A 26,588-nucleotide genomic window follows, 5' to 3' on the forward strand; every position below is an offset into this window, starting at 1 on the left:
AGTCTCAGACAAAAAGCGCTCATTCGATCTCACCACCCATGAAGCGTAGCCCTGAGCCCCTCATGTCCTTATCAGACTCCTGCATATCGAAAAGCATTGCGAACAGCAGGAACTGTATGCCTGACACAAGCATCAAAGCATCCAGTACCGGAAGGTTCACAGGCATCTGCCACTGCATCAGCCAGGCTATGACCATAAACATGCCCAAAAGGATCCCCACAGGAAGAAGGATCATGGCGAGGATGTAGAACAGGACAAGCGGATGGAAGTTGAGTATCATGTACTTCATCTTCAGCCTCCACAGGAATTTCTTGAAAAGCATGATCGATACCTTCCCGATGTATGGACCATACTTGATCGTTGACCTTTCCGACCCGTATCTGGCAGGCATGACCACATCAAGGGTCCTGAAACCAAAGGCGTTCAGCCTCACAAGAATATGGTTGCAGTAACCGTAATAGGTGTAGATCTCATCAAGACCGATCTCCGCCAGTGCTTCTTTTGATATGGCGGTATAGCCGTTCTGCGGGTCCATGATGTTCCAGTAACCGCTTCCTATCTTGGTGATGAACGTCAGCATCGAGTTCCCGAACAGGCGCAATCCGCTCATACCTCCGCGATACTCCTCACTGAAAAGGCGGTTCCCTTTGGTATAATCCGCTCGTCCTTCGATTATGGGCATCATCAGCTTTGGCAACTGGGCAGGGTTCATCTGGTTGTCCCCCGCCATGACCGCAACGACATCCATCTCTTCTTTCAATGCCTGTTTGTAGCCATTGACTATTGCGGCACCAACGCCTTTATTGGTCTCGTGCGTTATCAGGAATACCCTTGGATCGGTCAGGGTCTCGATAACCTTTGCAGTATTATCGGTACTCGCATCATTTATCACATAGATCCTGTCGACGTACTGTGGAATGCCATCAATGGTAGCTTTTATCAGCTTCTCTTCATTATACGCGGGAACGACAACACCTATCCGTTTGGTCGCCAGCAGCTCCCTCTTTACAGGATCGATTATCTTGATAGGCACCTCACGCACCTTGAAGCCTGAATTGATAGCATCATCTATCAGCTCCACCTCAATAAGGTCATCACCCTTTGTGAACTTGAAAACACCCAGCGTCTTTGAGGAATACGCACGGAAACCACTGGCCATGAAGAACCTGGTATTGTTCGGATTGGCCATTCCCTCTGATCCAATTCCGGATGAAGTGACATAAGCACCGTTCACAACATCGGCATCCCCTGAAAGTACAGGGTCCAGAATTGCAGGGATGTCGTCGGGATTGTGAAAACCATTTGCGTAGAGGGTCACAAGTACAGAAGGATTTAGTTTCCGGGCTTCATCAAAAGCGGTTTCCAGGGCAGCGGCCTTTCCAAGATTGTCGCCGTGCCTGATCACCTTTGCACCCATATTCTTAGCGATGGTGGCTGTCGCATCAGTGCTCCCGTCATCAACAAGGATCACATGGTCCACATAAAGCTTCGTTCTTTTAATGATGTGCTTGATATTGACCTCTTCGTTATATGCAGGAATGACTGCAACAACGTTCATTGCCACACCTCACAAAAGATACTAATAGAAATTATGCTGTTGCACATCACCCACAACCTCCCAAGTGCATATTTCTAAATTATGTTATATAAATGCGTGCGTTAACAAGATCAGCCCATCAGCATGATCACAAAAGAAGAGTAGGCCCCCGGATACCCATTATAAGGGACATGCCCTGATCAGGAGCATACAGGGTGATCCCAAAAAGACATGATTTTATACCACTCCCCACATACACAGATCGCATGGGACGAGAATTTTCAGAAATGGACAAGAAGATCTTCAACAAGCTTGCACCTGAGAACGGCGGGACGCATATATCCGAGATGGGACATCCTTATCCGTTCATACTCAGACCTATATCCCACAAGATCGCAGAGGATGCGGATGATTTCAGGGAGAGGCTGGAGAGGCTTGACAGTGAGGAAATGGAATACCTTGCAGGACTTGCAATGGAGGGAAAAGAGGATATAAGGTCCCTTGAGGACGAAGATATTGATTCTTTCTTCGATATGGTGAGCGAGAAGGTATCCGAAGAGCGTGCAAAGGAACTCAGGGTCCACCTGGAGATATTATGAAAGAACTGCTCTTCGGAACAGCAGGAACCCCCATCAGTGCAAAGAAGAGGGGCAGCGTAGAAGGAATTCAGCGCATCCGGGAGCTTGGCCTGGGATGCATGGAGCTGGAATTCGTGCGCGGGGTGCGTATGAAGGAGGAAATGGCGGGGAAGGTCAGGGAAGCGGCCGAAGAAGAGGGAGTAGCACTCAGCGTGCACGCACCTTACTATATAAATCTCAACTCAGCCGAGGATGAGAAGATCGATGCCAGTATCGAGCGGATCTACCAGTCGGCCCGCATCGGTGCACTCTGCGGTGCATCATCCATTGTGTTCCATCCTGCCTACTACCATAATCAGGATAGTGAAGCGGTCTTCGAAAGGGTCAGGGGGCTGCTTGAAGGGCTTGCATCAAGACTTGAGGATGAGGGCATCGATGCTGTGCTTCGGCCGGAGACCACCGGCAAACCGACGCAGTTCGGCAGCCTGGAGGAGACACTGAGGATGGCATCAGCGATCGATGGGGTCATGCCCTGTATCGACTTCTCACATCTGCACGCACGAAGCAGCGGTAAGTTCAACACACCGGAGGAGTTCCGGGATGTGCTGGGGAAAGTAGAGGAATTCCTGGGAAGGGAAGGGCTTGAGAACATGCACTGTCACATATCCGGCATAGAGTACGGGGAGAAGGGAGAGAAGAACCATCTGGTGCTCAGGGAATCGGATCTCAGGTATGCTGACCTGATGGCAGCGTTCAGGGAATTCGGCGTGAAAGGACTTGTGATATGTGAGAGTCCGAACCTGGAAGTGGATGCTCTGCTGCTGCAGGGAACGTTCAATAATACTGATCTTTAAAAAAGAATAGAAAATAGGGAGCTTTTTGCTCCTGATCTATATTATAAGAAGCGTAAAGGCTTCAGTAATTCTCACAAACTTCGAAGAAGTTCATGAAAAGCTCCTCGCCCTGAACGGTATGTGCAACCTCAGGATGCCACTGTACACCGTAGATAGGCCTGTCAGGATGGCGCATTGCCTCGATCTCACAGACATCAGAACGTGCAAGGTGCAGGAACCCTTCCGGAAGCACTGTGACCTCATCGGCATGGGAAGCCCACACGGATGTCCTTGGGCCAAGACCTTTGAGGATGTCGTCCTCATCCAGGATCTCCACATCTATCTCCGCATAACCGCCGAACTCACCTGATCCGGTCTGGCCGCCGAAAGCCCTCGCGATGAGCTGGTGACCAAGACAGATACCCAGGATCGGCCTGTCGATGCTCTCAAGATACTCCTGGCAGAGACCTATGCGGTCCATTGAAGGGCCGCCGCTTAAGATGATGCCGTCCGGCTCCTCATCGAGGATATCCTCAACAGGGGTGGTGTTCGCTACGATCTTCGTGTCCATGTCGAGATCGCGTACGGTTCTGTGAATAAGGTGACAGAACTGGCCATAATTATTGATAACAAGGATCTTTAACTCTCTCATGATGGAATTCACACCGGGTTGAGTCGATATTGCCAGTTAATGATGCATCTATATATAAGGCTATTCCAGACATAGGTAAGAACAAAATAACAAGATTTAAATAGTTGATTGTGCTACTATGTCACACACTAACACGGTTTGACTGATATCAATTACAAGAGTGATAATATGGCTGAAATAGGTAAAAGGATTCGAATTGAAAGGATTATGCACAGGGAAAGCAGGAACATGGTCATCATCCCCATGGACCACGGTATGTCAGACGGCCCCATCAGGGGAGTCATCAACATTGCAGACTCCATCAACAAGGTGGCAGAAGGAGGTGCTGATGCAGTCCTTATGCAGAAAGGCATGGTATACCACGGCCACCGCGGATACGGCCATGACGTCGGACTCATCGTCCATATGAGCGCATCCACATCCCTTGGCCCTGACCCCAATGACAAGGTCCTTGTATGTAAGGTCGAGGAAGCCATGAAAATGGGAGCAGATGCAGTATCCATTCATGTCAACATTGGTTCCGATACCGAAGCCGACCAGCTCAAGAAGCTCGGATACGTCGCAGAACAGTGCGACGAGTGGGGGATCCCGCTCCTTTCCATGATGTACCCAAGAGGTAAGAAGATCACAGACCCTCATGATCCTGAAATGGTCGCACACGCTGCCAGGGTTGGGGCCGAACTCGGAGCAGACGTCATCAAAACAGTTTACACCGGCGATCCGGACAGTTTCAGGGATGTTGTTGAAGGCTGCCCGGTACCTGTGGTCATAGCAGGCGGACCAAAGACCGAGACCGATGAGCAGTTCCTGGAAATGATAAGCGGCGCCATGGAATCCGGCGCAAGGGGAGTCGCCATAGGCAGGAACGTGTTCCAGCACCCGGACCCAACAAAGATCACACAGGCCATCACTCAGATAGTCCACAAGGGCCTTTCCGTCGAGGACGCACTACAAACACTTAAATGATGAAGGCAAATGGCGTATACATATGAAGGAAAAAACTGTTTGGATCAAGGCCGACAAAGGCAGCTGGGAAGATCATAAAGAAAGGATAACCACCGGATTGGAATCCGGTGCCAACTATGTTCTTGTGAACGCCGACGAAGTGGAAAAAGTGAGGGAACTTGGCGACATTAAGGTCGCAGCCTTCGCACATGACGATAAGTCCGGCGCTGACGTTGTAGTCGTCGGAAAAGGCGGTGAAGGTGACGGTACAAAGCCGCTCTCCCCTGACCCCGTAGGGTCCCTTGACATGAGCACAGCCATCCGTCTGAAGGAAAAAGGCCTCACCGTAGGCGCATATGTGGTCATTCAGAACAAGGCCTACGAGGAATTCGCAGCACAGATCGGAAAGGAATGTGACTTCCTGATAATAGTCGGTACCGACTGGAAGGTCATCCCCCTTGAGAACCTCATAGCAGGCCTCCAGGACAGCAGTGTGCAGATAATCGCCGGCGTCCGTGATGCCGACGAGGCAAAACTTGCCCTCGAGACCATGGAACACGGCTCTGAAGGCGTCCTTCTTGACAGTGATGAGCCCAACGCCATCAAGGCAACCGTTGCAGTGGCTGAGAGCTCAGGCATTGAAGCACTGGAGCTTGTACCTGCAAAGGTCACAAAGGTCGAACCGGTGGGAATGGGAGACCGCGTCTGTGTGGACACCTGCAACATGATGACACGTGGCGAGGGAATGCTCGTCGGTTCACAGGCAAGCGGAATGTTCCTTGTACACTCAGAATCCGAGGAAAGCCCGTACGTGGCCTCCAGACCGTTCAGGGTCAATGCAGGAGCGGTACATGCCTACGTGAAGGTCGGCGACAGGACCAAGTACCTGTCCGAACTCAAATCCGGTGACGCTGTCACCATCGTTGATGCACAGGGCAATCAGCGTGCAGGCATCGTCGGCAGGGTAAAGATCGAAAGGCGCCCCCTCATGCTTGTCGAAGCAGAGGTAGAGGGCAACATCATCAAGAACATCCTCCAGAATGCCGAGACCATCAAGCTCGTGGACGCAAAAGGAGAGCCTATTTCAATTGCTGACCTTAAACCCGGAGACGAGGTAATGGTCCACTACGAAGGAGGCGCACGCCACTTCGGCATGAAGGTGGAAGAAACCATCATCGAGAAATGAGATATGGTCCGCATAGGTAATTTCGACCTGGATGAGAGAGCAGCCATTGTTGCAGCCATCGACAAGGACCCTCTTATACAGTCAAAGGCCGCTGCATCCACAGGAGCGGACATCCTTGAGATCAGGCTTGATCTGCTGGGTATAGTCACTCCTGAAGATGCAGCCGATCTGCTCAAAAAGCTTCGTTCCCACATAGGACTCCCGTGTATTGCAACCAATCGGTTACAAAGCGAGGGAGGAAAATGGGAAGGTTCGGAAGAGGACAGGATCGGTCTGCTAGAGGAGATCCTACCCTTCACAGACGCAATAGATGTGGAGCTTAGTGCTGACCCGAAGCTTCGTGACAGGCTTGTGAAAAAGGCAGGGTCCGAAGGGACAACTGTCATTGTTTCATCCCACGATTTTGAGAGGACACCTGACAAGGATACGATCAGGGACATCCTTGAGCGTTCCAGGCAGGCAGGAGCTGATATCGCAAAACTTGCGGTCATGCCCAACAGCATGCAGGACGTCCTTGACCTGCTCGAGGTCACATTAAGTGAGGATAACGTCTGTACCATCGCAATGGGACAGCTCGGCAAACACACCCGGATCGTTGGGCCATGCTACGGCTCAAAACTTACCTATGCAAGTGTCTCGAATGCGGTTGCACCGGGACAACTGAAAGTACACGAACTGAAAAAGGCACTGGAGATGCTTCAATGAAACAGGTGTTCGGAGTACTCGGGAACCCCATCGCACACTCGCTCTCGCCCGTCATGCACAATGCAGCCTTCGAAGCACTTGGAATGGACTGCACATACCATGCTTTCAGGGTGGAGAAACAGAACCTTGGCGATGCGATAAAAGGTGCAAAGGCAATGGGATTCGGAGGACTGAACCTCACGGTCCCATTAAAAGAAGCTGCCACCCGCCTTATTGAGACCGACCCGCTGGCTGCAAGGATCGGGGCCGTCAATACCATAGACTTCAGGGACGGGATCAGAGGATACAACACCGACGGCATCGGTGCCCGGAAGACGCTGGAAGGCGCCGGGGTCGATATAAAGGACAAGAACGTCCTGATACTTGGTGCCGGAGGCGCTGCCAGGGCCATTGCATTCACTTTCGCCGAAGCCGGTGCAAAGGTCAACATTGCCAACAGGAGCCCTGAGAGGGCCATGCACCTCGCAGCAGAGGTAGGAAATGTCAATGGCTTCGGTCTGGACATACTGGACAGGTGCCTTGAGGACACTGACATACTCATCAATACAACCACCGTGGGAATGGACCCTAATATAGGCGATACCATTGTCACCGCAGACCGGATGCACTCCGGACTCACTGTTTTTGATATAGTTTACAATCCGCTCAGGACACGATTGCTCCTGGAGGCCGAAGCTGCCGGTGCAAGACCGGTCACAGGCATCATGATGCTGGTCTACCAGGGTGCGGAAGCGTTCCGCATCTGGACAGGCGTGGAACCTCCTGTTGATGTGATGAAAAAGGCTGTAATGGAGGCCCTTAAATTATGAAGATGCTCATAATCGGCGGAACCGGAGGTATGGGACAGTGGTTCACTAAATTCTTCCTGCATCACGATTATGAGGTCATAGTATGGGGAAGCAGCGGTAAGACCGAGATCGCAGACCAGATGGGAGTCGAATTTGCCAGCGACCTTGACAAAGCGATCGCAGAGGCAGATGTCGTCATCATAACAGTACCCATAGATATCACTGCAAGGGTGATCAGGGAGACAGCTCCGAAAATGAAGCAGGGCAGCCTCCTCATGGACCTTACCTCCATCAAGGCAGAGCCTGTCAATGCAATGAAGGAATACGCTCCTGAAGATGTGGAGATACTGGGCACACACCCCATGTTCGGCCCCTCCATCCCCACTTTACAGGGGCAGATCGTCATAATGAGCCCCATAGAAGGGCGTTGTGACAGATGGTTCCCGATCATGCACGACCTCTTCGAGAAGAGCGGCGCACACATCGAGATCATCGACCCGGAAGAGCATGATAGGTTCGTTTCCGTAGTTCAGGGACTTACACATTTTGCATACATCACCATCGGGACAACTTTCAAGAGCCTTGACTTCGACATAAGCAAGTCCAGGCGTTTCATGAGCCCGGTATATGAGATCATGGTGGACTTCGTGGGCAGGATACTGGGTCAGAACCCATACCTGTACGCCCATATTCAGATGAAGAACGAACAGGTTCTCAAAGTCCACGAGGCGTTCATCAATGAATGCAGGCTCCTTTCAAATATCGTAAAGGAACAGGACACAGAAGCGTTCTGCAATAAGATGACCGAAGCTGCTGCCCATTTCAAGGACACGGCATCCGCACTTCACAGGTCGGACAAGCTCATCAATTCAAAGATCGCAGAGTTCGAGGAAATGATAGCATCCGTTGGAAAAGAGAGAGGGCTTCTGCACAATTACTCCGGTGTGACACATGTGGGAACCATTGAAAAGGTCACTCCCAGGACAGTTACAATATCCAGGGGCGACCGGACCGTGTCCCTGAGGACAGAGAATGTCAGATTGCTCAGTGATGCGGAACTGAAGAAATGGAAGATCGGGAACCTGACACATCCGGTCAGGGATATCTCTGTCCTGATACCTTCCGGCGCTGACCCGGAGACCATTGAAAAAGTGATCTCATGCGATGAGAGTATAGTGTCTGTCAGCATCATCGATATATATTCAGGCATATCCGATGACAGGCTCAGTACAACATACCGCATTACAATACTCGGGGACCTTCCTGCAGCAAAGGTGCAGAAAGATATCGAGAATATGCTTTATGGACTTGGATGCAGCATAAGAGGCCATGACCCCATCTGATATTTATGTCATAAGAACAAATTGGATATTTCAGATCAAACAATGACAGGGGTGATATTTTGACAAAAACTGATAAAATGCAGACTGCCGGCATGCTTCCCGGAGGTATCGAGAAATATCTTCGGTTCTACAAAGGAGGACTTTTCTTCACCGCGATCTTTGGGATCGTCCTGGGACTTTGGGGACTGCAGCTAATTATTGTGGAGCACAATTACATATCAGGGATACCTCTGTTCTTGGCAGCACTCCTGATATCACCACCGCCTATCGGGATATCCAACATGGTTGCACGCAACCTTCACGTAGAACTTACCATGGGAATGAAATTAGGATTTTCAACATTGCTGTTGTTCATAGCATGGTATTTCCTTTAAGGAAATAAGAAATTTAAAAAAAGGATGCCATAAGGCATCACTCACTTCTTTTTGAAATAACTTTTGAGTATCAGATCAGGCTCACAAGATCCTCAAGAGCTGCCTTTGGATCCACTGCCTTGACAATACCGGATGCGAGGAGCACTCCAACAGAACCCAGTTCTATTGCAGCCTTAAGATCTTCTCCTTTAGAGATCCCTGCACCACAGAGAACCTTCACATCAGCATCGATGCGCTCAACGGCACTGACCGATCCTCTTACGACCTCCGGGTCCGCTTTTGAAACAGGAATGCCTGAGCCGATAAGTTCCGGCGGCTCCACTGCAACAAAGTCAGGTTTTAATGCAGCTGCTGCTGCTGTTGTTGCGATGTTATTGGTACAGACTATCGTCCGAAGTCCCTCACCCTTTGCAGCGGTAACGGATGCCTCGATGTCCGCAAGGTTCAGGCGGCGCTCGGAATGGTTGATAAGAGTACCCACTGCACCGGCGTCCTTAACACATCTGGCAAAGACGTGGCCTGTGAAACTTCCCGCACCCACACCATCGATATGCTGTGAATATACCGGCACATCCACCAGGGATGCGACCCTGTAAACATCACAGAGCTGTGGTGCCACTGCAATCTCGATACCACTTGCCTCACCTACATCCCTGCAGGCCTCGGCGATCCTGACAGCACCTTCACCGGTACCCTCAAGATACGTCTTCAGATTCAATACGATCAATGGTCTCATTGTATCCCCCGTAAAAAAGGGAACGTGCGGAAACGCACGCTTAGAAATCGGTCATTACCCTGAACTGGTCGATCTCTGGCTTGTTCAGGCCTTCAATGAACTGCTCAGCAGCCTGTCTGACGTCCTTTGCATTGGTGATAGCCCTGCCGACAACAAGGATGTCAGCGCCTGCACCAAGTGCATCCGGAATGGTGTCAACACGTACACCGCCAGCGACTGCCACAAGGATCTTCCTGTTGCGCTTCTCACCGATAGCCTTGATACCTTCGATGCTGCCCCATGCGTGAGCGGTCTCCTCGATGTCGATAGCGCGGTGAAGCTCGACAACGTCAGGGAGCTCGTCCAGCTGCTCAAGGATAGCTACAGGGTCAGGCTGGTTCAGTGTGTCCATGACAGCATATATACCGGTCTTGTGAGCTTCTTTGATAGCCTTGTTGAGTGTTGCGATAGGTGCGAGTGCGGAGACCACAATTGCATCTGCAGTTGCATCTGCCACCATACGTGCCTCAAGGTTACCTGTGTCAAGTGTCTTAAGGTCAGCAACGATGAATGCATCAGGCTTGATCTCACGCAGCTTGTTGATGACATCCACACCATAGCGCTTGATGAGAGGTGTACCTGCCTCGAGGATCAGGTGGTCGCTCTTTGGAAGCTGCTTGATGACGTTGGTGATAGCAGGAAGGTTCGGGTTGTCAAGTGCAACCTGAAGGTATGGGGCATCCCAGAGCCTTGATACCTTGAATCCCATGATAGCGTGTGAGGACTTGTCCTTTTCTTCGAGCACAGTGTCGATGTCCGGGAAGTTTTCCAGTGCACGCTTAAGGGCAAGCTTTGTAGCACCATAGTTGTACCTGTAGATACGGTTGTAGTCAACAGCCTGTGGGTGGATGAACACGCTTGCGATGATCACAAGGTCCTCGACCTGGTCTGTTGGAACGATACCTTCTTCCACAGCATCTGCGACTGCCTTGGCAACAGCTGCCTGAGCAGGACCGAAGATCTGTGCAGCCTGATCCATGTTCTTCACTGTCACTTTAGGTACGATCAGTGTAGATGGCTTTGTAGGCAGGTTCGGGCGGATCACGGAAAGAAGAGGGGTGTGACCTGCTGAAAGCTGGGTCATGCCTGTTGCGAACGCCTGTCCGACAGGTCCCTCCTTATCCCCGATCATAAGATCGACGTGTGCGAGTTCTGGTTCCTCGCCAATTAGAGCTTCTCCAATAAACATCATAGTTATCAATCCGCTAAATTGCCATGACTATATATATTAGTTCTGATGAGAATTGAAGAATGATTCCTAAAAAAAAGGGAGATGTATCCTTAAAGTATTATATAATAATGAAACAAATAGAATATTGTGATCATAGACATTTACAACCAGCTTATCAAAAAAAGGAAACTCACAGCACTTTATGTACTTTCTGCTATAGTACTGACGTACTTTGCAAGTTGGTTCCCTGATTTCGAGAACCTCATAGGAATAGAGGGCGCAAGGATAAGTTCAGTTGTATCTTTCGGTGCATTGAACGGCATGATACTTGGCCCGCTCTGGGGGACGATCGCATCCTTTGCCGGTGTAATGGGCCACACCCTGATAAGAGGACAGAATCTGGACACATTCCATCTGCTCACCCCATTCTTCGTGTCAATGGCATCTGCAGTAGCAGGTCTCTTGATCACAAAAAAAGAAAAGGCTGCAATGGGGGTTTTTGGAGTCCTCATACTGCTCTGGTACGCAACACCATTGGGAAGGACAGTATACTATTACCCCTGGTTCCATGTGGTAACACTTGGTGCTTTCCTTGTATTCTATTACAGATTAAGGGAAAGGAAAGAGAACATCTTCAAGTTCATATTCCTGCTTTTAGCAGCACTTATGGCGATCCTGTCCGATCATCTTGTAGGTAGCATAAGCGCAGCAATACTCTTTGACCTGCCACCACAGATGTTCGCATCAGTAATTATGATATATCCGATCGAAAGGATCACACTAGCACTCGCTGCAGCTTCGATCATTTATATGCTGGTGATCTCACTTCAGAATACCCTGATGGAATCGGAAACATATCATGAACAGATAAGGGAATCAAAGAGTAAAGATGTCCTCAACTATGTGGATGAAGTAAAGGACATGCTTGAAAAAGATAATAGGAAGTAAATCACTCATCATTCAGGCACTTGTCTATCTCACTTATCACATTGAAAACAGCCTTTGAGAAAGAATGGTCCGGATCTTTAACGGTAAAGACCTCCGAGTCAGACCTGATAGCAACATCACAAAGACAGGGGATCGTTGCCAGAATATGCTCTTTTACATCGTTCAGCCCGGCTATTGCGACAGGCATACCGGTATGACATTTGTTCATTACTATTCCATAGGGCTTACTGAGCGGAAGGTAGATGCCTTCGATCACCTGTTCCATGTACTTCTGATGTGATTTATCGGGCTTTGTGATCATCAACACATAATCAGCTGCTGCTATTGCATTTACCGAAGTGAAATCTACTCCCGGGCCTGTATCGATTATAAGTACATCCACACCAGATGAAAACAAGTCCTTTTTCGCATTCATTATGTGCTTTAAGGCCTTTGACTGCCATTTTCGGTCTTTGCCCGACATTTCGCGAACCGCATCTATCTCAGGGTTACAGTACCCTACATACAAGCGGCCCGGGGATGCACTATCATCATCGACCTCAACGAGAGCATCACTGATAGCACATTTGCCTTCAAGGACCTCGTTCAGCCAGCAATCGGATTCCGGGAACATATAGTTAAAGAGACTTGGCGCTTTAAGATCTGCATCGATAAGACAAACGTTCTTACCTGCAGAGGCATATGCAAATGCCAGATTGATAGCAAATGAGGTCTTACCCGACCCCCCTTTTGATGAGTGCACCGCAATAGTTATTCCCATTTATATCCCTTTAATCAAACATTGTTCCTAATGAAGTAGGACGATGAACATCTATATAATAGTATTTCACAGAACAGTTGCATTTAAATCAAATATACTTTATTTAATTGACAATGAATCATTTGTGGATGATCATCAACAAAAATATACTGATCACGCCGACTACATACCTGCTATAAAATAGCAGTTTTATTATTTCCCCAGGCCTTCACCTATACTAAAGTAAACTTTTCTCCCTGAACGGCTCTTTACAACATGCCCCATCCTCACCAGCTGGTTCAGGTAATTGCTCTCCACAGCCCTTTCCTTGTGGGTCTTCTTTGCAAGGTCTTCCGCAGTTGCCGATCCCAGTTCGAAGAGTGCGGTTGCCGTCTCACGCAGGTGATCGGGAAGAGTTAGCAGGGTCATCACATCCAGTACGTCGAAGATACCATCATCCGAATCATTGGAAGACGTACCCTGCATAAGGATGCGATCCAGTTTACCACTGATCTCTTTCAAAAGCCTCACGATCTCGTCATTGGAATTATCACTGGTCATATTGACCTCCCGGCAAGGATCTGCAAATTACCCTGCCTATCGCCATTATCAAAGGCATACAGATAGAATCTCACAACTAAGTTATAAACGTATTGAAGAACTACACAAATACAACAGTACCACATTCCTGAATGGAAGGATCAGAGGTCCTTTGACATATAGACACCATCACGGTAGTAACCGAACTTGCGGTAATATTCCCTGACCCCGATACCGCTGATGATAGAGATCTTCGAATAGCCTGCCTCCCGGGAGATCGCCTCTGCATTCTCCAGAAGTTCGGCACCATAACCACGATGCTGCCAGTCACTGCCAACAGCGCCCCTGCCAACCGGGACCATGGAACCGTAGACATGCAGTTCCCTCACAAGAGCAGCATCCTTTAATTCATACCTGTGAGGAGAGTGCGGGAAACGCAACCTCAGGAAACCTATCAGGATATCCTTAGAAGTATCCTCGAATGAGATGAAATGTTCCTTACCGCCACAGGACTCATAGGCATCAACTGTAAGCTCAATACTTTCAGGGTCCGGCTCATTGCCCTTGAGCACATTATGACCGACCTCCCTGCAACGGATACACCTGCATTTTTCGCCCCTTGCTTCAAGCCTCTCTTTTGCAAGCTGGCGAATATTGCTCTTCCTGACACCTGCAAGGATCTGAGGGGAGGGGATATCCCTCTGTATGCGCTGCATCCTCACCCATTTCGGGAGGATGGCCTTGATGTCGGCAAGAAGTTCTACTGCCCCATCATCATCCAGAGCCTCATACTCACCCCGCTCCCACATACCATGAAGCTCTGTGCCCTCTGTTACAAGCGTTGGATAGATCTTGAGATAATCAGGCATGAACCTGCTGTCCGTGAAGAGCTTCTTGAAACCACGAAGGTCCCTTGCAGAATCCATTCCCGGAAGATGGGGCATCATATGGAATCCCACCTTGAGCGCACTATCCCTGAGCATGCGGTTAGACTCCACGGTCTCCTGGACAGTATGCCCCCTCCGCATCCTCTCAAGGACGAAATCATATACGCTCTGGACACCTATCTCGACCTTAGTGGCACCCAGTGCTAGCATGCGGTCAACATGCCCCCGGGTCGTCCAGTCCGGACGCGTCTCAAAAGTGATTCCTGTGTTCCTGATGACTGCGGTCTCATTGGCCTTCTGCACATCCTCCACGGTCACATAGGGATGTTCCTTTCCAATGAACTGAACATTATCACGCCACTGTGTGCCCGAAAAATCGTTCATAGCCTCAAGGCAGCGCTTTGTGAACCATTCCTGATAGTCGATGGCACGGGCCGAGAACGTACCGCCCATGACGATAAGCTCGGCCTTGTCCACCTCATGCCCTATCTGTTTTAACTGGGAGAGGCGACCCGAGACTATCCTGTAAGGATCATACTCATACTGCATGGCCCTCATTGTAGCCGGTTCCCTGCCCATATAGCTCTGCGGGGAATTGAATGTGGAGTTCGGACCGCCAGGGCATGGCACACATACGCCGTGAGGACATGCACATGGAGATGTCATGGCTGCTATCACAGCAACACCCGAGATCGTACGAACCGGCTTGCGGCGCAGCATATCTCGTACTTCCTTCTGCTCATCATCATTGCCTGCCATTATAATGTCCGGGTTCTTTGGAAGAGTAGAAAGCCTAAACTCCTTGCTCACAGCTTTCTTTGCCTCATTGAGCTGGAGGTTGTCAGATACCTTACCCTCAAGGACCATGTCCAGCAGCTTTCTGCATGCAGCCCTGAAATTCTCATCAGATCCAGATGTCATAGTAAAACCGGTTATCAGTAAAGTTCCGTAACAAGCGATTCCAGATGAATCCTTGCATTCGCACTGTCAATAATCATTGCGTCTGCATCGGCTATCCTGCATGCTGCCTTTGCGATCTCGGATTCGCTGCGGTCAGAGCTCATTACCACCGAATGCAGCTGCTGCAGCACCTCATCCCCGGTAAAACCTTCCTCGATGAGAAGATCATCGATCAGTTTCCTGGCTTTCACGAGATCATGGGATATGGCCGCAGAATGCAGTTCTGTAACGTTGTCAGATACCTCGCAGAGGGATTCCTCATACAGAACGTCATCTGTGATCTCCTTGCCGGGATTGTTCATACTGGCGAACTGCAGTGTCAGCAAAGCCCTTGAGACATTTCCGCCTGCATAATACAACAGGGCATCAAGGCCGTCTCCGGAAATCGGGATGTCCTCCTGTTCCGCCACTGAGACTATGAAAGGCCTTAGCACTTCATCAGGCACATAGGTGAAGAACAGTTCCAGGCCCCTTGAACGCAGGGGAGATATCAGCTTGGATGGCTGCGTGGTCGACAGGATAAACCTGCAGGTACGTGTGTATTTCTCCATGATGCGGCGCAGTGCATGCTGTGCACTGGTGTCCAGGGATTCGACATTATCAATGAAAATGATCTTGAAGTCCGCATCAATGGATCCCATCCCTGCAAACTCGTTGATCACAGTCTTGAAGACCGAGATGACGCTTGTGTAGATCTTCTTCGGATCATCAGTACCGATAATGTGGGTAAAGCGCTTGTCACGGACAAGGTAGCGCTTACCCTGGTCAAAGAAATCGGATGCATTGAAGTATGTGAAATTGCTCTCATAGCCCTCACCATAAAGCTCAAGTGCCAGGGCAAAGGCAGTTGAGGCCTTGCCGGAGTTCACCGGGCCGTGGAACACAAGGTGTGGCAGGTTGCCTGAATGGACAAGCTGCTCAAGGGCATTGAGAGATTCCTCATTGCCCAGAACGTCTGCAAGCATCTTAGGGCGATATTTCACGGTCCACATATCATTCATTATCAACACATCCATAGATAGCAGTTCACTCTGCTTCGTTAAGTACTTCCTTTATGACCCTGCCATACACCGGCCTTGCTATGAGCACACCGATGAGCACACCGATGATGGTCGTAATGGCAAATCCCTTGAGGGCGCCAAAGCCCATCACTACAAGCGGAGACATTGCAATGGTAGTCGTCGCAGCTGCTGCGAAGATTATACCGAATGCCTTTGTTATCCTTTCAAGATATACTTTTGTGGAAGGCAGCTTGCCTTCATAAAGCACCTCATCGGTAATGATCACAAGGTGATCGATACCGGTACCTATTGCAGCAATGATACCCGCAATTGCCGGCAGGTCAAGCTGCCAGTTGATGGTGGCTGCAACTCCCAGGATCATGATCAGTTCACAAATTGAAGTTCCTACCATCGGAAGCAGGATCTCCTTCTGACCATATCTCCTGAACACCACAAGGGCCACTGCAACAAGTGCAAAGAGTCCGGCCATCAATGCCTGTTTCTTGAACTGTGCACCCAGTGCTGCATCGACCTGCCCGGAGCCCATTAGGACCACGTTCACAGGTAATGCACCTGCACGCAGGTGGATCTGGAGCTGCTCTGCCTCGGATTTGCTTTCCTCATCAGGGCCTGTTGAAGCCTCCCAGGAATATATCGGGTGCTCGGTAAGTCTTGCTGCTGCTGAATAGCTCAGCGGTGCACCATAGACTTCGTTATCATCAAGATACATGTAGAGCCAGTGTGAGTTAGGATCACTGGTCGCACCGGTCTCGATGGCAACCTTCTGCAAAGCAAGGGCACCTTCCTCGTTAAGTGTGAAAGGAGTATGCCACTGACCATCGTGGAATGTCACGACACCGACCTTCTCGATAGCATCGCCGTAGAGCACATGAGCGGTCTCATTGGCCTGTGTCTGTATCCTTATCTCGAACTTACCCGGCCTCTCAACGATCTCCTTTGCAGTTGCAAGATCCGTTCCTGCGAAGTCGATAAGGATGTAATCCTCACCCACCGTACGTACAGGTATGTCCTTCAGGCCAAGGGAGTTCAGCTTGTCGCTGAGGATATCCCTGGTCATGTCACGGGTATCGGTCCTGACACCCTCACGGTATATCGGAGTGCCGTCCGCCCCATTAAGGATGGAACCGCCAACTTCTTCCATCATGGACTGGAGATCATCCTGTGAGACCTCCTTACGGACCTCATATTCAATGGAATCACCGATTGAAAGAGGGATGACCTCACCATCAACTGAATCGGAAAGATACTTGGTGATAAGTGTCTGCTTACTTGTATATAGGACGACCTCGGAAGTGTTCCCTGAATGGGTGATATCAGACTCACCTATACCCAGGAGGTCCATCTGCAGGTCGGAGATAGAGGTATCAGTAGTGAAAACCACCGTTGTTCCCACAGAAGAATAACCGCTTCCGCTATGTCCTGTGACGCTCTTCACATCAATGGATGAACCGATCGCAGGTTCAACAATGGCAGAGACGGTCTGTGAGATATCAGCATCTACCTGGGCAACTGCACCCTGAAGCCTTATCTGGATCCATGAACCGCCCTCAAGGTCAAGTCCGTAATTAAGATCGGTTGTTGCACCTTCGTCCGAGGAATACCACGGATGTATCATAACAACAGAGAACAGCACTGCTGCTATCAGTAACCATACGCGGAGATCGCTTTTCAGGCCTTTCTTCACTTCTTCTTCCCTCATGCTCTTCGCCCCCTTGGGTTGCTGCGGGTCACATGCCACCTCAATATACCGGTGTTAAGCATCCAGGTGTTCATAATATCGGCCACCAGGCCGAATATCAGCACAATGGAGATATCGGAAAGCAGGTTGACCTGGGAAACGGATGATGTCACAAGGTATGAGAAAGTGGATACGATGTACATCACCACAAGTGCTGCGAGTGTTGTAGTTGTCATTGTAAGACCCGTATGCATTGCACGACCGATGTTCTCGTTGGGCGTGCCCCTTCTCTTCAGCACACGTGTGGTAAGCAGGATGTCACTGTCAACCGAATAACCGATGAGCATCAGCAAAGCCGCCACGGTACCCAGGGAAAGCTCGATACCTGCAATGTTCATAAAACCAACAGCTATCACAATATCCGATATTGCTGAAAGCACCACTGCAACAGATGGGACAAAGGTCCTGAAAATGAGGAACACGACCAGTGCCATTCCGATAAAAGAGAGACAAAGAGCTTTTAATGCCTGGGACTGTAGCTCTTTTCCATACAGGGCACCGATCTGCTTGATCTCCACATTAGAGTATTTGGATGTTACAGCCTTTTCAAGTTCGATCTGGTCTTTGCTGTCCATAGGACCAAACTGAAGGATCGCACGGTCGCCTGTCTTACGTGCATCCACCAGAGGATAATCGGAATATGCCTGCTCCAGCACACCTGCTGCATCCTGTGTCTCGAAAGCTATCATGGTACCGCCTTCGAATTCAAGTCCAAGCTTAACGGGTGCACCCGTGCTTGAAAATACTACAACCGACACTATAAGGGATAGTGCCAGAACTATCATGGGAATGGCGATGAGCTGCTTATCATCACGAGCCCTTATGAATGAATCAAGATATTCTGCTAGAATAGATCCCATTTTCAAATGCTCCGTTATCAGAAAAAAATGTAAACTATAAATATTCTTGTATACCCCAGACCATACACTACAACTTATATATACTACTTGCTATTTTCTTTTTATACATGACTGACAGACCATCAATTGATGAATATTTCCTGGAGATCGCTTCGGTGGTCGCAAAACGTTCCACCTGCCTTAGGAACAAGGTGGGAGCTGTCATTGTCCGTGATAAAAGGATACTTTCCACAGGATACAACGGTGCCCCAAGCAACATCGAGCATTGCCTTGACATTGGTTGTATCAGGCAGCAGAACAACATTGCATCCGGGACCATGCACGAGAAATGCCGTGCTGTTCACGCAGAACAGAATGCCATTATACAGGCAGCGCTTCATGGCGTGGGCATCGAAGGAGCTACAGTCTACTGCACCCACCAGCCATGCATACTTTGCGCAAAAATGATAATAAACTCCAACATCAAGAGGGTAGTCTTCAGCACGAAATACCCAGACACTGACACTCCGGAGTTCTTCAAAGCTGCGGGTGTTGAAATGGTGAACCTTCAGTCAGATGACTGACGAAGGCACCTTAAACTTTTTCTTATTATATCCCCGTTCACAGGACGATACATCTCTTTCACACTGACATCATCCGCGGTATGGTGTTCATAACCACGCACGATCACAACAGGATAGCCACCCGCGGCTTCACCCATCAACAGGTTTGCTGCCGATGCGACCTCATCTGCCACCGCTTCCTCAGTGATCTCAAGTTCCTTCCCAAAGAGATCCTTTTCCCCTCGCCAGTTTCGGATGGGATGCATATGGTATATGCCCACGGCAACCCCCGTCTGCCCTATCTTGAAGGCCCTGCCATTGGTATCAGTGACAATGACACTGACATCCTTTCCGGAAATAGCGTATATCCGTTCACCTATTGCCCTTGCAGAAGCATCCGGATCCCGGGGAAGTTCCAGAAAATATTCACTTTCAACATTGGAATCATCGATACCGGCATTTATACTAACATGACCGTTGTGGTTCTCGACAAGCAACAGAGGATGATCGACCAGTACATCCGCACTCCTGTCAAGCACTGCCTGCACAAGTGCCGGGCTCTTACCCTGCCTTTTCGCAATGTTCACAGCACGTTCGGATGGCACAACCTCACTCTTCAGGATCCTTGAACCTTCGGCCTTTGCCACGATCGTGGATGCGACGACCACACAATCATGGTCCTCAAGTTCCGTCCGCTCACATACCATAGCTGCAATGTCATCGCCCTTCTGAATAAGCGGAAGCTCATCCACAGTAAACAATTCCAACCTCAATATGATACCTCGGGAATGGAAATGGCATCAAAAATAAATAATACTATCCATATAGTCTGGATTGCGGCGATGATGAGAGTTACCCCGACCGAGCAAAATATGACGATAAACTCTGGCTGATGCTGCAAACCTACTCTTGATCGGGAATATGAAAAAGAAGAGTGATCGAAATCACTCGATCATGATCTTCGGCTTTTCTTCAGCTTTTGACTTCGGAAGTGTAACGGTCAGCACACCATCCTCAAGTTTTGCCTTTGCGCCTTCATCAGTGACATTGGCAGGGAGAACGGCAGACCTTGAGAAGCGGCTGTAGGTGCGCTCTCTCTGAGTATAACCCCCTTCCTCTGCTTCAGTTTCCTTCTTGCACTCAGCACTGATCTCGATGATATTATCTTTTACATTGATGTTGATGTCCTTCTTGTCAACACCCGGGAGATCAGCCGTAACGACCACATTATCACCTTCTTCCCTTATATCCATCAGAGGAGTGAACGCCCCTCCTTCAGACCAGCCCCCGAAGGGAGATATTTCCCTGAAAAGCTGGTTGAGGTGTTCCTGTGTCTGCCTGATCTCTTCAAATGGGTCCCAGCGGGATAATCCGGAGGGTCCCCTACGTGTTAAACCGAATTTCATATACTCCACTCCTTAATAATTAGGTGAGAGTATATATGCAGTATAAAAATAAAAAACTAACGGGCTTTAAAAAACAGAAACAAGCAGGGCTATCACCCCTGCTTTGCCTTATCAATGAGCATCCGGACGATGTCGCAACCGCGGACAGTACCAAGGGAACCGGATCTCATGGCATCCTCATCAAAGGTTTCCACGCTGTCCATATCATTCTCAAGTGTCGAATAGATCAGGAAAGGTACAGGATCCGAAGTATGTGTCCTTAGCACGATAGGTGTCGGGTGGTCCGGAAGGACGACTATCATATAGTCTTCAGTGTCATCTTCCTTTGCAGCGCGCAGGACAGTGCCCACAACCTTCTCATCGAAGTCCTCTACTGCCCTGATCTTGGCATCCAGGTCACCCATATGACCTGCCTCATCAGGAGCCTCAACATGGACCACTACAATATCCCTTTCCTTCAGAGACTCCATGGCATATTCGGCCTTGCCCACATAATTGGTATCAAGATATCCTGTTGCTCCCGGAACCTCGATGACATCCAGTCCGGCATAGATGCCGAGACCCTTTATCAGATCAACCGCTGAGATCACAGAACCTGTGAGACCATAGAGCTCATTGAAGGTACGGAATGAAGGCGCATATCCCTGACCCCAGAACCATATGGAATTTGCAGGGTTCTTTCCCTCCTTTATCCTCTTCTCGTTGACAGGATGAACCTCAAGGATAGGTATGGATTCCTCGATCAGCCTGGAAAGGACAGCACTGCCTTCACCCCTTGGCATATGATCCTTCCTTTCACCCCCGATCACGTCATGAGGAGGGGTGCAATCGGTATTACCGCCGAGGTCATTGGAGGCGACCAGAAGGTGCCTGTAACTGATACCCGGGTAGAACCTCAGTTCATCTGTCCCAAGCTCGTGGTCGATGGTCTCAATGAGCTCCTTTGCCTCCTCACTTGTGATATGTCCTGCACTGTGGTCTGCAATATGATCATCGTTCAATGTGATCAGGTTGCACCTGAAAGCAACATCGTCTTTCTTCAGAGGAATGCCCATGCTGGCAGCCTCAAGAGGAGCACGGCCTGAATAATAGATGTCCGGGTCGTATCCCATGACAGACATGTTCGCAACATCGCTTCCCGGTGGCAACCCTTCAGGAACATTGGCAGCAAGACCTGCCAGGCCATTCTTGGTCATGTAATCCATATTTGGAGTGCGGGCTTTCTGGAGAACGGTCTTACCCCCCAGCTCATCCAGTGGGTAATCCGCCATTCCATCGCCGATGAGAATAATATATTTCAATGATACACCTCTTTTTGTATGATAATTATTTAACCTTCAAATGAAGGTATCGGCAAAACTATAAAGACAATATGCTCATTTTAACAGTGTTTAAATGTGCTTCGTGAATGGTGACGTTTAATGAAATATATACATTTTGTACTCATAGCAATATTTGCCATGCTGTTTGCAGCAACGCCTGCAGCATCCCTTGACCCGACCAAACCGATAATACATTATTCGGAAAGTGTTGTGGAAATAGGAACGGAACTTTCCCTTGCCCAGGGATATACGCTCAAGATAGTTGATATTAATGAGGATAACGAGGATGTCTGGGTAGAGGTACGTCACAATGGGAAACTCGTAAAAGATGGCGAAGGCACCGGAAAAGAGAACGATCCCTTCGAATACATACTTACCATCGAAGCAGAGGATGACGATGAGGAGGATGACGAATACCTGATATTCCGCATTACTCCAAAGGAGCTTATTACCAGCGGAAAGGATACTGCCACAAGGATAAGGATCGAGCAGTTCAGGGACCCTACCAGGGACATCGACGATTTCCTGATATATGACAGGTCAGATTCTGTGGACATCGGCGATGAAATGGACCTGGAGGAAGGGTACACACTCACAGCATCCGACCTTGATACAGATGAGCAGACCATCACAGTAACGCTGAAAAAGAACGACCATGTTGTCAGGGAAGTGAAGGACATGGAAGCAGGAGATATCTTCAGTTACTACAAGAATGTAGATGGAGAGACCCGTACGATCGTCATCGCAAAGGTATATGACTTCTTTGAGAGCACTGACACTCACATACTTTTCCTGAAGGAGATCTCACAGAGAGAAGATGTGGAAGTTGAGACAAATGTCGATATAAGTGTAGAAGGACTGGCCGGGAACATTGTCCGGGAAGATGAGAAGGCCATCATATATTATGACCTTGAGGATGATGCTGCCAAAGTGACCATCTATGTTGATGATGACATGATAGATGTCCGATACGATGTTGACGATGGACTCTATGCATCAGTTACGGACGAGCTTGATCGCGGCACCCATGAGATACTTATCGAAACCGTTTCAACGGACGGAAGTGTGTCATCAAAGGAGGCATCATTCAGGGTCGAAGCAAAGGATACTGAAGAAGGGACAACATCCCGGGATGATAACTCCATATCAGATCAGGTCGATGACATCATCCAAGATGGTGAGAATGCAACCGGTAATGTCACAGGAGGCGTATCCGATTCTGCCAGGGAGGCGATCGGATCTACAGCTTTCACCTACATCGTAGTTGCAGTTCTCCTTGCACTTACTGTTTTCTTCTTTAAGAGAGAGTTCAGCTGAACGACTCCCTCCCTTTTATATTCACATAAAAAGGAAGGCAAATTGATTCCGCCTTTCATAATCTTTATATTACACTGCCGTGTTTATAGCCACATTCCAAATCAAGCCTAATACAGAACGTGATCAGATTATGAGATATGTAATGAAATTCGGCGGTACTTCCATTGCTGATGGGAAGAAGATACGTCATGTTGCAGAGCTTTTGATCAGCTACAGAGAAGCCGGGAATGAGGTCGTTGCCATAACATCAGCACTTGGCGGTGTCACAGACGGTTTGCTCACGAACGCAGCAGAAGCATCACAGAAAGGGAAGGTCGCCCAGATAAAGGAGTTTATGACAGACCTTGCCAAAAAACACTATGATGCCATTGGCTTTGCGATCGATGATGAGAGGATCGCCGACGAGGTCATCGAAGCTATTGACACCCGCATAGACGAACTTGAGAAAGCACTTATCGGAATCTGTTACCTCGGTGAGCTCACACCACGTTCCATTGATTACATTTCATCATACGGAGAACGCCTTGCAGTACCTATAATCAGCGGCGCTATACGCTCACTTGGAACAGGCTCAATGCCATTCACAGGCGGAGAGGCAGGCATAATAACAACAAGTGATTACGGAAATGCACAGCCTCTGGAGAAAAGCTATGAGCAGGTAGAGAGCAACATACTGCCACTTGTGGAGACCTCGATCCCTGTCATAACAGGATTCATTGCAGAGGATAAGAAGGGGATCATCACAACCCTGGGACGTGGCGGTTCAGACTACACTGCATCCATTGTAGGTGCTTCCATCCACGCTGACGAGATCTGGCTATGGAAAGAAGTACACGGTATCATGACGACCGATCCGAGGATCGTCCCGGAAGCATCCTCCATTCCACAGATATCCTACATCGAAGCAATGGAGATGTCATATTTCGGTGCCAAGGTGCTCCATCCACGTGCTATTGAACCCGCTATCAAGCACGGCATACCTGTTCGTGTCAAGAACACCTTCGATATCGACCATCCCGGTACGCTTGTAGTTGCAGACCAGACCCGCACTGAGGATGTTGTAAAAGCAGTGACGCTGATAAGGAAAGTGGCTGCTATCAACATATCAGGAGCAGGGATGGTGGGAGCCATCGGTACAGCAGCAAGGATCTTTTCCGCACTTGCAAACGCAGGAGTCAACATCGTCATGATCAGCCAGAGCTCTTCCGAAGCCAACATGTCCCTTGTTGTAGATGATGCACACCTTAAGATGGCCCTGAAAGCATTGAAATCCGAATTCAACAAAGATGTTGTCAGGGAAGTCGTGTATGACAAGGATGTTTGTGTTGTAGCAGTGGTAGGTGCCGGAATGGATGGCATCCCTGGTGTTGCAGGGAAGGTGTTCGGAGCTCTCGGCAGGGATAAGATCAATGTAATAATGATCAGCCAGGGATCATCACAGCACAACATTTCCTTCACTATCAAAGAGAATGATGCAGAAAATGCAGTAAGGGTACTGCACCAGGAATTCGGTCTTGGGTCAAAGAAGGAAGCTGAAAAATAAGGAGGCCATAGAATTGAGTGAGAAACATCTTACATACGCAGATTCCGGAGTGGACATCGAAAAAGAAGAGTCCACTATCAAAGCACTGACCGGCGGAATGACATACAGGCGTGAGGGTCTGGGAGCTCCGCTGACAGATATCGGCCACTATGCAGGCCTCATCGATTTCGGAGAATATGCGCTGGCAATGGCAACCGATGGTGTCGGTTCAAAAGTGCTCATCGCAAATGAGATGAAACGCTGGAACACAGTTGGCATCGACTGTATCGCCATGAATGTGAACGACCTTCTGGCAATCGGTGCAGAACCTATCAGTTTCGTGGATTACCTTGCACTTGAGGAGCACACCGATGATTTCGCACGTCAGATCGGCGAGGGACTTACAAAGGGAGCAGAGATCTCAAGAATGACCATCGTCGGAGGAGAGACAGCAACACTCCCGGAGATCGTAAACGGCTTTGACCTTGCAGGCACATGCCTTGGAATGGTGAAGAAGGACGAGATCATCACCGGCGAGAGGGTACAGCTTGGCGATGTACTCGTAGGAATTCCAAGCAGCGGAGTACACAGCAACGGATACACACTTGTCAGGAAGATAGTCGACCAGTCAGGATATTCATATCACGACAGGTTCCCATACAACACAGAGACGACAATTGGTGACGAACTGCTGATACCAACACGGATCTACATGGAAGTCCTCGATGTAATAAAGGAATGTGACGTTCACGGACTTGCACACATCACCGGAAGCGGTCTCCTGAAACTCAGGAGAGTGACCGACCTGGGATTTGATATCACTGACCCGATCGAGCCAAATTCCATTTTCAGGTTCCTTCAGGAAGAAGGCAATGTGGACGATCTTGAGATGTACCGCACATTCAATATGGGAATGGGCTTTTTGATCATCCTGCCTGAAGAAGATGCTCAGAAGGCAGCCGAGATGACCGGCGGAAAGATAGTCGGAAAGATCGTGGAAAGCGGCATCCGTGTCGGAGACCTCGAGATAGTATAAATGGCCTGTATCAACGACATACCCTATGAGATCCTTCTGAAGGGAGGATCACCACAACAGTGTGAAGACTTCATCCAGAAGGAATGTGATGAGGTCTATCACGTCAAAGGTGGTTATAAGATACGGGGAGTACTCCTCCACGGAGGAAACTCCATCCCCATCGGCGTCAAGGGGAATGACCTTATATTCCAGTTCATAAAACCATGCAGCGGGCTTTTCATACTGAAGATCCGCGATGCACAGGACGAGATAGAAAAATTGCGCAATGCCATGAAATGATCATAACTTCGATCTTCTGGCATTATCCATGACACAACCGAGGAAATCCGGGGAAGGGAACTCGTGGACCGTCGTGGCAATTATCAACCCTTCACCTACTTTTTTTACCACCATTACAGCCTGACCATCGTCATTGTTTAAGATAACATTGCCATCTGTGGAAGAGAAATACCCGTCACATTCCACGACCATCTCAGGATCTGAGACTATGCACTGTGCCCCATGCTCCCCCACACGATGAAGGCTGGTCTCACCGTGTTTTTCTGTATATGTGAGCTTCATGGGCAACCAGTCGTGATCATAGGTTGTGACAAGAGCTCCGAATACGACAAGTACACCTCCGGCATTTACGAACTTTTCAAACGCTTTCCCATTCCTTTCGATCCCCGGAAGGATCTTCGTGTATGCCGGATTGGCAAATCCCGTGGGGACGATGACACATTTGCATGAAGGAAGAAAAGGTGTACCCAAAGCAGTGGAAAGGATGCGCTGACATTTCAGGCCGTTTTCCTCAAAGAGTTTCTCAAAAAGCAAAGGGGTGTCCCAGAGAAGCATCACGTCTGTCATGAGAGGAAACTAAACA

The 26,588-nt window shown here is 49.1% G+C and carries 28 protein-coding genes; 14 read left to right on the forward strand and 14 right to left on the reverse strand.

Annotation, left to right across the window (positions count from 1 at the left end; all coding sequences use genetic code 11):
* Positions 1 to 19 precede the first annotated feature (19 nt).
* A complete protein-coding gene (locus tag ACR3I3_RS01770; RefSeq protein WP_440952865.1) occupies positions 20 to 1,558 on the reverse strand; it encodes a glycosyltransferase family 2 protein in 1,539 nt (512 codons plus the stop codon).
* Positions 1,559 to 1,803: 245 nt separating this feature from the next.
* Between ACR3I3_RS01770 and ACR3I3_RS01775 the strand changes: the two genes are divergently transcribed.
* Complete coding sequence (locus ACR3I3_RS01775) at positions 1,804 to 2,136, forward strand: hypothetical protein (RefSeq protein WP_440952866.1); 333 nt, start codon at positions 1,804 to 1,806, stop codon at positions 2,134 to 2,136.
* A complete protein-coding gene (locus ACR3I3_RS01780; RefSeq protein ID WP_440952867.1) occupies positions 2,133 to 2,969 on the forward strand; it encodes a TIM barrel protein in 837 nt (278 codons plus the stop codon). The genes ACR3I3_RS01775 and ACR3I3_RS01780 overlap by 4 nt, the downstream gene beginning before the upstream one ends.
* Positions 2,970 to 3,030: 61 nt before the next feature.
* Here the strand turns inward: ACR3I3_RS01780 and ACR3I3_RS01785 are convergent, their stop codons facing one another.
* On the reverse strand, positions 3,031 to 3,600 hold the full coding sequence (locus tag ACR3I3_RS01785; protein ID WP_440952868.1) for a GMP synthase subunit A: 570 nt from the start codon (positions 3,598 to 3,600) through the stop codon (positions 3,031 to 3,033).
* 168 nt (positions 3,601 to 3,768) lie between these two features.
* Between ACR3I3_RS01785 and ACR3I3_RS01790 the strand changes: the two genes are divergently transcribed.
* From ACR3I3_RS01790 to ACR3I3_RS01815, 6 genes are read left to right on the forward strand one after another with little or no spacing between them, the layout of a single operon-like run.
* Positions 3,769 to 4,566: a 2-amino-3,7-dideoxy-D-threo-hept-6-ulosonate synthase gene (locus ACR3I3_RS01790; RefSeq protein ID WP_440952869.1), complete on the forward strand. Its 798-nt coding sequence runs from the start codon at positions 3,769 to 3,771 to the stop codon at positions 4,564 to 4,566.
* A gap of 22 nt (positions 4,567 to 4,588) precedes the next feature.
* A complete protein-coding gene (locus ACR3I3_RS01795) occupies positions 4,589 to 5,731 on the forward strand; it encodes a 3-dehydroquinate synthase II (RefSeq protein ID WP_440952870.1) in 1,143 nt (380 codons plus the stop codon).
* A gap of 3 nt (positions 5,732 to 5,734) precedes the next feature.
* Complete coding sequence (gene aroD, locus ACR3I3_RS01800) at positions 5,735 to 6,436, forward strand: type I 3-dehydroquinate dehydratase (RefSeq protein ID WP_440952871.1); 702 nt, start codon at positions 5,735 to 5,737, stop codon at positions 6,434 to 6,436.
* Complete coding sequence (locus tag ACR3I3_RS01805) at positions 6,433 to 7,245, forward strand: shikimate dehydrogenase (protein ID WP_440952872.1); 813 nt, start codon at positions 6,433 to 6,435, stop codon at positions 7,243 to 7,245. The genes aroD and ACR3I3_RS01805 overlap by 4 nt, the downstream gene beginning before the upstream one ends.
* Complete coding sequence (locus ACR3I3_RS01810; protein WP_440952873.1) at positions 7,242 to 8,567, forward strand: prephenate dehydrogenase; 1,326 nt, start codon at positions 7,242 to 7,244, stop codon at positions 8,565 to 8,567. The genes ACR3I3_RS01805 and ACR3I3_RS01810 overlap by 4 nt, the downstream gene beginning before the upstream one ends.
* Positions 8,568 to 8,626: 59 nt before the next feature.
* A complete protein-coding gene (locus tag ACR3I3_RS01815; RefSeq protein ID WP_440952874.1) occupies positions 8,627 to 8,941 on the forward strand; it encodes a hypothetical protein in 315 nt (104 codons plus the stop codon).
* Positions 8,942 to 9,011: 70 nt separating this feature from the next.
* On the opposite strand, the gene tpiA is transcribed toward ACR3I3_RS01815, so the two are convergent.
* Both tpiA and ACR3I3_RS01825 read right to left on the reverse strand, forming a co-directional pair.
* Complete coding sequence (tpiA, locus tag ACR3I3_RS01820) at positions 9,012 to 9,677, reverse strand: triose-phosphate isomerase (protein ID WP_440952875.1); 666 nt, start codon at positions 9,675 to 9,677, stop codon at positions 9,012 to 9,014.
* Positions 9,678 to 9,717: 40 nt separating this feature from the next.
* Positions 9,718 to 10,908: a bifunctional 5,6,7,8-tetrahydromethanopterin hydro-lyase/3-hexulose-6-phosphate synthase gene (locus ACR3I3_RS01825; protein ID WP_440952876.1), complete on the reverse strand. Its 1,191-nt coding sequence runs from the start codon at positions 10,906 to 10,908 to the stop codon at positions 9,718 to 9,720.
* A gap of 126 nt (positions 10,909 to 11,034) precedes the next feature.
* On the opposite strand from ACR3I3_RS01825, the gene ACR3I3_RS01830 reads away from it, so the two are divergent.
* Positions 11,035 to 11,835, forward strand: coding sequence for a hypothetical protein (locus tag ACR3I3_RS01830; RefSeq protein ID WP_440952877.1), 801 nt, complete (start codon positions 11,035 to 11,037; stop codon positions 11,833 to 11,835).
* A 1-nt stretch (position 11,836) separates the two neighbouring features.
* On the opposite strand, the gene ACR3I3_RS01835 is transcribed toward ACR3I3_RS01830, so the two are convergent.
* The 6 genes from ACR3I3_RS01835 to ACR3I3_RS01860 form a co-directional block, all read right to left on the reverse strand.
* A complete protein-coding gene (locus tag ACR3I3_RS01835; protein WP_440952878.1) occupies positions 11,837 to 12,595 on the reverse strand; it encodes a tyrosine-protein kinase family protein in 759 nt (252 codons plus the stop codon).
* Positions 12,596 to 12,787: 192 nt separating this feature from the next.
* Positions 12,788 to 13,135: a transcriptional regulator gene (locus ACR3I3_RS01840; protein ID WP_440952879.1), complete on the reverse strand. Its 348-nt coding sequence runs from the start codon at positions 13,133 to 13,135 to the stop codon at positions 12,788 to 12,790.
* Positions 13,136 to 13,275: 140 nt separating this feature from the next.
* Positions 13,276 to 14,922 (reverse strand): tRNA uridine(34) 5-carboxymethylaminomethyl modification radical SAM/GNAT enzyme Elp3, encoded by a 1,647-nt coding sequence (locus tag ACR3I3_RS01845; RefSeq protein ID WP_440952880.1) that lies wholly within the window; start codon positions 14,920 to 14,922, stop codon positions 13,276 to 13,278.
* Positions 14,923 to 14,936: 14 nt separating this feature from the next.
* The gene (locus ACR3I3_RS01850; protein ID WP_440952881.1) at positions 14,937 to 15,962 is read right to left on the reverse strand and encodes an AAA family ATPase; all 1,026 of its coding nucleotides are present in this window, start codon (positions 15,960 to 15,962) and stop codon (positions 14,937 to 14,939) included.
* A 25-nt stretch (positions 15,963 to 15,987) separates the two neighbouring features.
* Complete coding sequence (locus ACR3I3_RS01855) at positions 15,988 to 17,682, reverse strand: preprotein translocase subunit SecD (RefSeq protein ID WP_440952882.1); 1,695 nt, start codon at positions 17,680 to 17,682, stop codon at positions 15,988 to 15,990.
* Positions 17,679 to 18,581: a protein translocase subunit SecF gene (locus ACR3I3_RS01860; protein ID WP_440952883.1), complete on the reverse strand. Its 903-nt coding sequence runs from the start codon at positions 18,579 to 18,581 to the stop codon at positions 17,679 to 17,681. The genes ACR3I3_RS01855 and ACR3I3_RS01860 overlap by 4 nt, the downstream gene beginning before the upstream one ends.
* A 107-nt stretch (positions 18,582 to 18,688) precedes the next feature.
* On the opposite strand from ACR3I3_RS01860, the gene ACR3I3_RS01865 reads away from it, so the two are divergent.
* Positions 18,689 to 19,144 carry a deoxycytidylate deaminase gene (locus ACR3I3_RS01865; protein WP_440952884.1) on the forward strand — a complete coding sequence of 152 codons (456 nt, stop codon included), beginning with the start codon at positions 18,689 to 18,691 and terminating at the stop codon, positions 19,142 to 19,144.
* Here the strand turns inward: ACR3I3_RS01865 and ACR3I3_RS01870 are convergent.
* The 3 genes from ACR3I3_RS01870 to ACR3I3_RS01880 form a co-directional block, all read right to left on the reverse strand.
* On the reverse strand, positions 19,129 to 19,896 hold the full coding sequence (locus tag ACR3I3_RS01870) for a coenzyme F420-0:L-glutamate ligase (protein ID WP_440952885.1): 768 nt from the start codon (positions 19,894 to 19,896) through the stop codon (positions 19,129 to 19,131). The two genes, ACR3I3_RS01865 and ACR3I3_RS01870, sit on opposite strands and share 16 nt — an antisense overlap.
* A gap of 171 nt (positions 19,897 to 20,067) precedes the next feature.
* Positions 20,068 to 20,529 (reverse strand): Hsp20/alpha crystallin family protein, encoded by a 462-nt coding sequence (locus ACR3I3_RS01875; RefSeq protein WP_440952886.1) that lies wholly within the window; start codon positions 20,527 to 20,529, stop codon positions 20,068 to 20,070.
* A 92-nt stretch (positions 20,530 to 20,621) separates the two neighbouring features.
* Positions 20,622 to 21,830, reverse strand: coding sequence for a cofactor-independent phosphoglycerate mutase (locus ACR3I3_RS01880; RefSeq protein WP_440952887.1), 1,209 nt, complete (start codon positions 21,828 to 21,830; stop codon positions 20,622 to 20,624).
* 120 nt (positions 21,831 to 21,950) lie between these two features.
* Here ACR3I3_RS01880 and ACR3I3_RS01885 point away from each other — a divergent pair, with 120 nt between their 5' ends.
* From ACR3I3_RS01885 to ACR3I3_RS01900, 4 genes are all read left to right on the forward strand, one after another.
* The gene (locus ACR3I3_RS01885; RefSeq protein ID WP_440952888.1) at positions 21,951 to 23,168 is read left to right on the forward strand and encodes an S-layer protein domain-containing protein; all 1,218 of its coding nucleotides are present in this window, start codon (positions 21,951 to 21,953) and stop codon (positions 23,166 to 23,168) included.
* A gap of 130 nt (positions 23,169 to 23,298) precedes the next feature.
* The gene (locus ACR3I3_RS01890; protein ID WP_440952889.1) at positions 23,299 to 24,711 is read left to right on the forward strand and encodes an aspartate kinase; all 1,413 of its coding nucleotides are present in this window, start codon (positions 23,299 to 23,301) and stop codon (positions 24,709 to 24,711) included.
* 13 nt (positions 24,712 to 24,724) lie between these two features.
* Positions 24,725 to 25,726 (forward strand): phosphoribosylformylglycinamidine cyclo-ligase, encoded by a 1,002-nt coding sequence (gene purM / locus ACR3I3_RS01895; protein ID WP_440952890.1) that lies wholly within the window; start codon positions 24,725 to 24,727, stop codon positions 25,724 to 25,726.
* Complete coding sequence (locus ACR3I3_RS01900; RefSeq protein WP_440952891.1) at positions 25,727 to 26,005, forward strand: DUF1894 domain-containing protein; 279 nt, start codon at positions 25,727 to 25,729, stop codon at positions 26,003 to 26,005. It begins immediately after the preceding gene.
* Here ACR3I3_RS01900 and ACR3I3_RS01905 read toward each other — a convergent pair whose 3' ends face one another.
* Positions 26,006 to 26,572 carry a hypothetical protein gene (locus ACR3I3_RS01905; protein ID WP_440952892.1) on the reverse strand — a complete coding sequence of 189 codons (567 nt, stop codon included), beginning with the start codon at positions 26,570 to 26,572 and terminating at the stop codon, positions 26,006 to 26,008. It abuts the gene before it with no gap.
* Positions 26,573 to 26,588: the final 16 nt, after the last annotated feature.

The organism is Methanococcoides mangrovi (genome assembly GCF_052057775.1).
Taxonomy (GTDB): domain Archaea; phylum Halobacteriota; class Methanosarcinia; order Methanosarcinales; family Methanosarcinaceae; genus Methanococcoides.